Annotated in this window: 4 protein-coding genes; all 4 read left to right on the top strand. The window is 46.6% G+C overall.

Going from position 1 to position 8481, the window contains the following annotated elements:
* Positions 1–594: 594 nt before the first annotated feature.
* Positions 595–1416, top strand: coding sequence for a glycosyltransferase (locus tag BMW41_RS08240; RefSeq protein WP_074649685.1), 822 nt, complete (start codon positions 595–597; stop codon positions 1414–1416).
* A 275-nt stretch (positions 1417–1691) separates the two neighbouring features.
* The gene (locus BMW41_RS08235) at positions 1692–3131 is read left to right on the top strand and encodes a flippase (RefSeq protein ID WP_074649684.1); all 1440 of its coding nucleotides are present in this window, start codon (positions 1692–1694) and stop codon (positions 3129–3131) included.
* Between the two features lie 156 nt (positions 3132–3287).
* Positions 3288–4424, top strand: a complete 1137-nt coding sequence (locus BMW41_RS08230; RefSeq protein ID WP_074649683.1) for a glycosyltransferase family 2 protein — start codon at positions 3288–3290, stop codon at positions 4422–4424.
* A 21-nt stretch (positions 4425–4445) separates the two neighbouring features.
* The gene (locus tag BMW41_RS08225) at positions 4446–8408 is read left to right on the top strand and encodes an RHS repeat domain-containing protein (RefSeq protein WP_074649682.1); all 3963 of its coding nucleotides are present in this window, start codon (positions 4446–4448) and stop codon (positions 8406–8408) included.
* Positions 8409–8481: the final 73 nt, after the last annotated feature.

Below are 8481 nucleotides of genomic sequence, written 5' to 3'. Positions count from 1 at the left end.
TGCCATGCACCTGCCTCGTCCTTCTCCCAACCAGCGGCGAAGGATGTCATAGATGCGCCCATAGCAAGAAGAGCTGCTGCAGAAAGAACTGCAACATATTTAGTCTGCTTTCTCATTTAATGCACACTCCTTTTTCCTTTGTGTTTTTGTAAATGCTTTTTCTCAAAACGCACAAAAGAACAAAGGTAAAAAACACAGAACAGAATATAGATGTTCATAAGCGAAGCGGATACAGAGAGGCGATGAATTTAACAAGTGCAAATGCCAGATGGCTTTCTGTTTCGCAGAAATAATAAACTATAAAAATGCGAAATGAATCAAATATCAAGGTCAAGGCCCATTTTTTAAAACGAAGGGAGGGCGCTGACTGAAAAAGACAGATCATCCGGTTGCTGTCTGTGCTCGATTCACATGGAAAAAAACACTGATTTAGGTTAGAATTGAGAGTGTTGGGTTTGAATATTCGGACTTTTTTTACTCAGACTGGCAAACAGATAGTTTCGGCGGGCTTCATACGGTTTGCCCGTTTTTTTCAGAGCTGAGTGGTTTTTGATAGTTTTGGGTGATAACAGACGGTTGGGGTAGGTGTGGCGTATGAGTTTAAAATATTCCGTCCTCATGAGCGTTTACTATAAAGAAAAGCCGGACAATCTTCGGACGGCCATGGACAGTATATGGAACCAGACAGCCGCGACAGATGATTTTGTACTTGTCTGCGACGGGCCGCTGACGAAAGATCTGGATGAGGTGATTGCAGAAATGTCGGAGCAGCACAGGGAACTGAATGTTGTTCGACTCAGCAAAAACCTTGGCCTCGGCCGGGCGCTCGATCATGGACTGAAAAAATGCAGAAATAATCTGGTCGCGAGAATGGACAGCGACGATATCAGCAGAAAAGACCGCTGCGAAAAGCAGCTACGAGTGTTTGAGAATCATCCGGACGTAAGTATCTGCTCCGGAACGGTGGAAGAGTTTTCAGAAACGATACAGAAGATCAGTGCGCGGCGTATCCTTCCGGAGAAAAATGCGGCAATCCGGGAGTTTGCCGGACGGAGAAATCCGTTCAATCATCCCTGCGTGATGTACAAAAAGAGCGCGGTTGAGCAGGCGGGAGGATATCGAGACTTTTACCTTTTGGAGGACTATTATCTCTGGATCCGGATGCTGCAGATGGGGTGCGTCGGATACAATATTCCTGAGCCGCTGCTGTGGATGCGTGCCGGTTCCGGGATGTATAAGCGCCGGTCCGGTTGGAAATATGCTAAAAGTCAGATTCGCCTTTTCCGATACATGAGAGATATTGGATTTATCGGCAATGCAGTGTTCGTGAAATCCGCATTGCAGCGAGTGATTGTATCCATTGTTCCCAACCGGATGAGGAAGCTTATTTTTCGGATTTTTTTAAGAAAAGAGTAACTCAAATAATAAAAGAAGTGTGCGATAGTAGGGGACGTAGGTGTCGGAACGTAGGTGTCCTGATAAAAATGAAAGTGAACATCTGACATATACATTGATCTTATGGGCTTGAGCTTGTGTGTGAACCGGTGCGTTTGAAATTGACAATGGGAAGATTTAATTCATTATGCATGTGGAATGTACGAAGCACAATGCGACAGGCACTCGAAATGGATAGAAATTACTCTTTGCACAGAGAGTACTTCGTATTTTGTAAAACATGACGGTACAGGAAAATGGCGAGAGGAAGTATTAAAAAAAATTACATACTAAACGTCAGCAATCAGCTGATGAATATACTGGCTCCGCTGATCACGACGCCATACACGTCGAGGGTTCTCACCACGGAAGGTGTCGGTGAGTATTCTTATTCCGAGTCAATCACGTCCTATTTCGTCCTTTTTGCGATTTTGGGAACCGCGACCTATGCCCAGCGGGAGATTTCCTACGTCCAGGATAATGAAAATGAACGAAGCAGGGTGTTTTACAACACGCTGGCGCTTCGACTATTGACGACGGCGCTGATGCTTGCGGTCTATCTTGTCGTACTGCACGACAAAATTTTATTTGTCATCCTTGCGATCAACATTCTCAACGTCGCCTGCGATGTCACCTGGTTTTTTCAGGGAATGGAAGAATTTGGCAAAATCGCGGGGCGAAATGTTGTATTTAAGCTGATCAGCATCATTTATACCTTTGCAGTTGTAAAGACAGAAAAAGACCTTCTTCTGTATGCGATCGGCATGGTCGGACTGAATCTTCTGGGCAATGTGTCTTTATGGCGGCATGTCGGCGGATATGTTACAAGACCGAATTTATCGGCGATTCGGCCGTTCGAGAACGTTTATGCGATTCTGTCGCTGTTTGTGCCGACGATCGCGATACAGATCTACACTATTTTTGATAAGACCATGTTGGGGCTTTTTACGGAGACATCCTATGAAAACGGATGCTACGAGCAGGCCATGAAGGTCGTGCGTGCGTTGCAGATCATCGTCTGCGCGATCGGCACGGTGATGGCGCCGCGGATCGGGTATTATTTTGCGAAGGACGACCGGGAAAAAGTCCGGGAGTATATGCTGAAAGCGTACCGCTTTGTCTGGCTTGTCGGCATTCCGATGGCGTTTGGGCTGATCGGCGTGTCGGACAACATGGTTCCATGGTTTTTCGGAAACGGTTATGACAAAGTGAAGATTCTTTTGAAAATCCTGCCGGTTCTGGCGGTGGTTATCGGCATGAGCAACGTCACCGGTATCCAATATCTGATTCCGACCAAACGGCAGAACATTCTCACCGGGACTGTTGCCTCCGGAGCAGTTGTGAACTTCTGCCTGAATCTTATTCTTATTCCGCGATTCTTCTCTGTCGGCGCGGCATTGGCATCGGTTGCCGCGGAGACGGTGATCACGGCCCTTCAGCTGTGGTATGTCCGAAATGAGATTGACCTGAAAAGCATCTTCCGGTCCGGACAGAAATACATTCTGGCGGGGGTGATGATGCTTGGAACGCTGCGGATGATGAGCCGGTGTCTGTCGGGATCGCTGCTTCATACCGTCTGCATGATTGTCACCGGAACAGCAGTGTACGTCGGTGGGCTGCTTTTGACGAGAGACGAGTACTTCCTGGAAAACTGCCGGATGGTTGCGGACCGATTGCGCAGGATATGGAAAAGATGAAGGTTGACGAATCATTTTGAGAAGATTGATTGTTCCGATGCGAGAGGGATGGAAGGGAACACAATCCTTCATCATCGAGGTCAAGTTGAAGAAAAGACAGACATCCAATACAGGCGAATTTGCAGATTAAACATTACAACAAAGGAAACACAGAAAATGAATAAACTACTGACCGTTGTGGTACCTTCTTACAACGCAGAAAAATATCTGAGACACAATCTTGACTCGTTGTGTCTCGAAGAGGTGCTGGGAGAACTGGAAATTATTGTAGTCGATGACGGCTCCACCGATTTAACTGCGCAGATCGCAGATGAATACGCGGAAAAGTTCCCGGGGACGGTTGTGCCGGTACATAAGGAAAACGGAGGCCACGGCTCCGGAATCAACACCGGGATCCGGTATGCCACCGGCATGTATTTTAAGGTGATCGATGCAGACGATTGGGTGGATGCGGAAGATTTAAAGAATCTGATCTGCTTTATCAGAGAGAAGTGCAGGAAACATCTTTGTGAAGCGCCCAGGAGCAACAATCCAGAGTTTGTTTCAGAAGATATTACAAAAAAAACGGACAATAACCCGGATAACGACACGGATATAGCCAGAGAAAATGACATAGCAGAATCGCTCCCGGATATCATTGCGGGCGGTTACTACTGGGTTTACGGACAGAGCGAAGATGCTCCGAAAAAAGAAGAATTTGATAAGCCGTTTGAGGGAGTGGAATACGGACACATTTATTCTTTCGATGAGATCGCGGAGAAAGCTTATATCAAGATGCATTCCATGACGATCCGCACGGATATTTTAAAGGAAAAAAATATCCGGATCGACGAGCATCGCTACTATGTGGATACGGAGTACATCCTGTACCCCATCCCGTATGTGAAAACAGTGGTTTTCCTGAACGATCATCTGTACCGGTATTTCATCAGCCGGGAAGGTCAGAGCATGAGCCCGCAGCAGATGACGAAGAATAAGGTTCAATACGACGGAGTACTCCAGTCATTATACGAATTCTACAAAAATGCTCTCACAAAAAAAGAAATGACGGATGCAAAGAAAACATACATCGAGCATCTGATTGCCAGAGTGTATGCCAGCCGAATCAAGATCCTTCTGTGGGACCGGATCGCTCCGGCGACAAGGCGCGAACTGATGACAATGGAGCAGGAATTGAAGAAGAACTATTCGGGGATCTATCACAGCAACCGGAACAAAGCGGTGGCGATGCTCCGAGCAAGCGGATATTGGCTGTATTATCCGGCGGCAATGGCACTGAGGATGAGAAAGTAGAAATACGAGGTAACGAAAGTGTTGGAAATCGGGAATTTAAAAGACAAGGCAGAAAACTTTCTCGGCTATGTTCTGGTTACGGCGATCATTCTGGAGTGTAATTCTTTGCTTCGGCTTGTGACCTGTGAGGAGAGCAGCATCAACATGACATACATCTTCGCCATGGTGATCGGCGGAGCTGCATTCTGTCTTCTGACGATCAAACTGATGAATCCGGAAATCCGAAAAGCGTTCAAAAGAGAATTTCTTCCGGTTTTGATTCTGTTGGAAGGATATGTGATGTTTTACTTTCTGTTCGGCGTTGTTCGTACTGGGAGTATCAAGAGCATTGCAGATTATGCGGCAAAATTTATCATCGTGCTGCCGGTTCTGGCATCGGTTCTTTTTCTGGACAGAAAAGAAGGTCATGCCGCAAGACTGCTGAACCGGTTTGCAAATGTCATGTCTGTGATCGCATTTCTGAATCTGATTGTCTACTATACCTCGACATTCCATGTGAATGAAGTATATTCAGAGCAGACCTATCTGCACTGGTATAATCGCGGAAACATTTCTTCCCTGGTCAACTGCCTCAATTTCTGCTTTTTGAAACCGGGGGCAATGGCCCAGTCTTTTAAACTTCAGAATTTGCGGGATTTTGGTCCGTTTTCCGAGCCGCTGATGTTTCTGATTCCGCTGGGGACGGCATTATTTACCGTACTCTTTTTGTGCCCGGAGACGGACAAATGGAGATTTTGGAAGCAAATCCTCCTCAGTGTGACGATCTTTACCGTCCAGTCCACCAATGGCCTTCTTATGCTGGTGATCGCCTGGGGATTAAAATTTCTGTCGATGTGCAGCAAAAAGGAATGGAAGTTATCCCTGATACCGGTTGCCGCGGTGATCGCAGCGGGAGCCGGATATTTTGTGAGGTATAAAGCCGGACAGAGAAGTTATGGAAATGTGATCGAATTCATTCAGAAGAATAAACATTTTACCGACTACGTCTATGCCATGAAGTCCTTTTGGCATAAGCCGTTTTTGGGCGGCGGATATCTGAACGATGATTATATCCTCTCATTTTTTGAGGACAATGCAAAGGGCGACGCCGGACTGAGCAATACCATCTCTGTCGTTTTGGGACAGGGAGGCATTGTACTCGGTCTTCTGTGCATGATTCCGTTTGTGCTGTGTCTTCTTCAGCTGCGCAGTAAAGAAAACCGGAATATCGCCGTTTGGGTATTGGGGCCGCTGTATCTGTATACGGTCACGATCTTTCATTATCGTTTCCTGCTGATCCTGATGCTGGCGTTCGGATATTCTCTTCTGGAGGCAGGGAGAATCCGTAAGAATGCAGGGATTTCGACCGAAGAAGACGAGAGGGATGCTGTTGCTGAGGGCTGGAGTGCGTCCGTTCCCAAAAAACACAAAGTCACAGACCATATCATAACAAAGGGGCTGCAGCTCCGCATCGTAAACAGCGAACCGATCGCAGCGTATGGAGCAAACGAAGGATCTTTTTGGAAAAATCTCAGAGCGGAATTCCGGAATACCGGATGGAAGCGGCCGCTGGCTTTGGGGATTGCCGCTGTCGTTCTGGTATTTTATGGTACAGACGTCTGGAATGAGTGTTTCAAACTTCTGTACACATTCCAGCTTACGATCGGTCAGTCCGCGCTTCGTGTTTTTTATGCCGTAATTTCGCTGATCGCGTGCGCTTCGTGGTATCATTTTGTCTGGGATGCGGGTTCTGCAGCTTCGGAAGATACCGAAAATACACTGCCGATGGAGGAACATAATTCAACGGATACTGCAAATCGGACGTTGAATGCCGGATCGCACAGAATTTCCGGAAATTTTCCGGGAATTCTGTATGTTACCGTATGCAATGTCTGTTACGCGCTGTTCTATCCGATCCTGTACTCCTATGTTGATACTGCGACCGCAATCTGGCTTCGGGATATCGAACTGATCCGGGAAACGCTGATGCTTCTTATGTATTTCGTGTTTATCACAGCAGCGCAGCTTCTTTTTGCGAATGTGTCTGCTCTTATGAGAAAAGATGAAGCAGAACCGATGGCGAATCAGAATCCGGATATGAATGAGAATCAGAACCAGAATAGAATTGGGAGTCCAAGCCTGAATCAGAACATGATCCGGAACCAACACCAAGATCAGAACCGGAAACCGGATCGAAATCCGAATTCGAAGAAAAAGAACCTTCTGATCGTATCCTGCATTGTTTCGTGCACAAGCGTTTGCCTTGTCATTGGCGTCTCGGTGAACCATCTTCTGGATTCCAAGGCAACCCTGATCGCGGATGAACTGGAGCCGATGAAGAAAGTCCTTGAGGTGTCAGACGGGAAGGTTTACTCGGATGTACTGCCGGTGCTGTATCGGCGTGCGATTCCTGGAATGTCCGGTTCCGCGGCCAAAGGAAACGGATATCGTTTCTGCAGAAATGCAAGCATTCTGGAACCGATGGGAAAAGAACTGACGCCGTTATTCCAGGAAGGATATCAGGTTACAAAAATATCCGAGGACTCCATTCTGTATTCGAATGATGAAAACGTCATCACGAAACTGACCGGAGAGGGATACACTTTTTATCGGTATTATGCATTGGCGAGGGAGTATGAGTTTAATCCGATTCCGCTGACCGATGAGTTAAATGATCAGGAGAATGTGGCGGATGATTCGCTGAAAAAGGGAGAGAACGGCATTGTGTACTCGGCTCAATCCGGCGATCTTCTTCAGACCGGACGGTATACTGTTACTTTTGAATTAAAGAGCGACTTGCCAGGAATAGAGAATACGGATAAGGATACTGTCGTCTGCCGGGCACAGATCACTCATGGTGACGGCAAAACGATTGACCGGACGGTTGACGTCACAAAAGGCGATTTTGATGAAGCGGGAAACGCAAAGATCGAAATCGTACTGACAACCAAAACCGTTACCGAGAAATATGAGTATCTTGTGAAGCCGGAAACGGATTATGATGTCGAGGCAGATAAAGTCAGCGTTCAGCAGACTCCGCTTCAGATCACACTTTCCAAGTATAATGTGCATCAGCAGCCGATCTATGAGGCGTATTACGATAAGACCGGAACTCCGACATTGACTTCCAAAGGATATGCAGCCAGAGAATGCAGTTATAATCCGGCGGATAAAGTGACGGAGATCCGATATCTGGATGCGAAGAATCAGCCGGTCATGACAACTGACGGGTATGCGGAAGTACGCTATGAATACGACTCAAAGATGAGAGTGACGAAGGAGGCTTGCTTTGATGCAAACGGCGAGCCTGCAACTCTGGAAAAAGGGTATTCCTCCATATCGTATCAATATGACAGTAAGGGCAACCGGATTGAATACCGGTATTGTGATGCACAGGGAAATCTTGTGAACCGGACCGATGGATATGCAATGATGCGTTATCAGTATGATGACAAGAAACGCTGGATCCGTCGCACTTACTATGATCGGGATGAGAACAAAGTCCTTCTCGAAGCCGGATATGCAAGTGAAGCCTGCGAATATAATGAGAAAAACCAGAGAACGGTGATACGGTATTACGGAACAGAAGATGAGCCGATTCTCAGGCCGGAGCTCTATTCGGAAATCCATTACCGCTACGATGACAAGGGGCGGATTCTTCGAACGGAGTATTATGATACCGAAGGAAACCGCACCAAGTTAAAGAACGGTATCTCCGCGATCGAATACGAAAGAGACGGCAATGGAAATCCGGTATACGAAGAGTACTTTGGAACAAACGATGAGAAAATCGCTGCTTCTTCCGGTGTCTCGTCGGTGAAGAGGAAGTACAATAACAAGAATCAAAAAATATCCGACAGCTATTATGACATTGATGAAAAACCGCTTCTGCTGTCGAAGAAGTATTCAACCATAGTGTATACGTATGACAGTGCCGGAAAACTGATCAAAAAGACGCTGAAGAATCCGTCGGGCAAAGTGGTTGGAGAAATCGAAGTAAAGTAAAGCAGATAAGTTAAATATACCCCATTGGCTGCTGTGAAGGCTGATTACGGGAAGAAACTGCAACGAGGGAAAG

The sequence above is a fragment of the [Clostridium] aminophilum genome (assembly GCF_900101295.1).
Taxonomy (GTDB): Bacteria; Bacillota; Clostridia; order Lachnospirales; family Lachnospiraceae; genus Clostridium_R; species Clostridium_R aminophilum_A.
This window is presented reverse-complemented; position numbering and strand designations above follow the sequence as displayed.

Excerpts from the sequence above, each read along its gene's own strand:
- BMW41_RS08240 (WP_074649685.1), top strand. The coding sequence starts at position 595 with ATGAGTTTAAAATATTCCGTCCTCATGAGCGTTTACTATAAAGAAAAG.
- BMW41_RS08235 (WP_074649684.1), top strand. The coding sequence starts at position 1,692 with ATGGCGAGAGGAAGTATTAAAAAAAATTACATACTAAACGTCAGCAAT.
- BMW41_RS08230 (WP_074649683.1), top strand. The coding sequence starts at position 3,288 with ATGAATAAACTACTGACCGTTGTGGTACCTTCTTACAACGCAGAAAAA.